Source organism: Desulfobacterales bacterium, from assembly GCA_029211065.1.
In the GTDB taxonomy this organism is placed as follows: domain Bacteria; phylum Desulfobacterota; class Desulfobacteria; order Desulfobacterales; family JARGFK01; genus JARGFK01.
In genome coordinates this window covers 1-2,209 of the sequence record JARGFK010000238.1, presented here as the reverse complement: position 1 = coordinate 2,209, position 2,209 = coordinate 1, and the positions used below count along the sequence as shown (strand labels likewise).

The 2,209-nt window shown below is 51.2% G+C and carries 2 protein-coding genes; both read right to left on the bottom strand.

From position 1 onward, the window contains the following. Nucleotides 1-1,287 (bottom strand): aminotransferase class I/II-fold pyridoxal phosphate-dependent enzyme (locus P1P89_23195; protein ID MDF1594431.1); only part of this gene is annotated, 1,287 nt, incomplete at its 3' end. Between the two features lie 274 nt (nucleotides 1,288-1,561). Then, a partial coding sequence (locus P1P89_23190) for a peptidoglycan bridge formation glycyltransferase FemA/FemB family protein (GenBank protein ID MDF1594430.1) occupies nucleotides 1,562-2,209 on the bottom strand: 648 nt, incomplete at its 5' end.

The window sequence follows — 2,209 nt, the reverse complement described above, 5'->3', positions numbered from 1 at the left end:
AGCGGGATCATGGCCGAAGGAGTGCCCGAGCTCGTGGGCGATGGTCACCACCAACGTGCTCAGCGAGGGGGAGCCGGTGGTCATGATCTTGTCCTGGCAGAAGGAGAAGGCCGCCGCATGACCGAGGCTGCCGGCCGCGCGCGCATACATGCGGACACCGTTCTCTTCGATAGGTGTGTCGCTCCCCGTGGCCGCCACCTGCCCCTGCCGCCGGCTGTAATAAACCGCGCCATGAGACTGAGCGCAGTCTTCGATTACCTTTAGGTCATATTCCCCGGCAAGATCAAGAATCGGGTCCATGTCGCACGGCCATCCCGCCAGATGGACAGCAATGATCCCCCGCGTCCGGGGGGTGATCGCCTTCTGAATCGTTTCCGCGGTCATGTTCTGGCTGTCCGGATCTACATCCACAAAAACCGGCCTCGCGCCCCGGAGCGCCACACATCCGGCCGAGGCGATAAACGTCCGGGGGGTAACGATCACCTCATCACCCGGCCCGATGTCCAGGGCATAGAGAGCCAGTTCCAGGGCCACCGAACCGTTGGCCAGGGCGATGGCATGTCGCACGCCGCAGTAGGCGGCAAATTCCTGCTGAAATTTTTCTATCTCCCTGCCCGTCCACTGGTTGATCTTTCCGGATCGCAAGACGGCGGCGGCGGCAATCACCTCGTCATCTTCAAAATACGGCCAGGCGGCGTGGGGGGGGAGGCCTTCCGGGGGTAGCCAGCCGTCCTGCTGAGACATCAGCGCAAGTTCCCGTACGAGCTTCTCAACCAGGACGCCATTGGACCGAACGGGCACCAGTCGATACTGCCGGGAAAAAGCGGTCCAGAACAAGCGAGCGGACAGGATCATGATAAAAATAAAAAACCACCCGACGATCATGGTACTGCGGGGCATCAAGGGTCTGGTGAAGTAAATCCACAAAAGGAAAATGGCAAATGCCGTGCCCACGGCTTTGCCCACCACCAGAAATCTGCTCAGGTAAGGGGTATCCCGGATTCCACGGTAGAGCCCGTTTACGGCAAAGGCAAAAACGCAACAGAACGTGAGCATGGGGGCGTTGGCCAGCCATACTTTAAAAAACATATCAAGGAAGAAATCCCGGGGCGTTACATTCCAGCTTAAAATTCCGACCCCAACGGTGAAGAGCATGCCCAGAAAAAAACCCAGATTGCTCAGGAAGAGGTCCACCGCAATCCGCGAAAGAAGCTCTTTCCGCGTCAGTTCGGTTTTCAGCCGATTTGTCCACCAGCTTGAAAGCGATAGTTTTTCAGCTATGTTCATCTGTTATTTTCATCCGCTGGAGCAGGCGCCGTCCTTTTCCCTGCCACTGGCACCCCTAAACGTCTTCGACCGCATGGCAGCCGTTCCGCTGGATACCGCAACCGCATGGGAAATCCCAACCTTTTCGGCAAACTCCTTCTCAAATAAATCCGAAAATAATTTTTTACACACTTCAGATCAAGGGGCGAGTGTGTAAACTGTGTGAGCTGAGTTCGTGGGATGCAAAACTTACACACTTCTGCTTTGAGCAAAAGTGTGTAACTATTTTGAAGTTTTAACTGTGAGATCTGGGTTGCATCAGCCTTCTATACTCAGGGAAAAAATTACTTTCAGATAAGGTATAGCCGTTAACCTTTGCCCATTTTTTTCGCTGACTGCATAACTCAGTGTATATTTCCTGGTTCGCGATTTTTCGAACTACTTGAAATGGCTGTCGCAATTTTGAAAAACCGGCTTTAAACCGAAAAAGGCTATCTTCAGAAGAACCAACACCGCCACCGAGATGTAGCCATGAAAAACCGTTTTGCACCCCCCATAGGCGTATCTCGTCTATAATAAGCTTAGCCCCATTTAGATATAAATGCTCTGTACGGGTTCCGGACAAATGATACTGAATAATGCGCCCAGTCATGAAAAACATCGAAGCGCTGACCGCCTGGTCCTCAAGCATAGCAAAAAAAAGTTTAATTGACTCACCAAAACTTTTTTTTAACTCAATGTAATATTCCTTTGGGAAAAAATAATTTGCACTTGCAGCATTTCTCTCCATGGTTTCATTGTATATCTGCATAAATTCGTCGATTTGACGGAAGGATTTGTCTTCCACAATAGAAATTCCAAGTTTACGAGCTTTGCGGATATCATATTTATGACCTTTCGTCATACCTCCAAGCTGCTTTTCATTTGTTAACAAAAGGTCAAT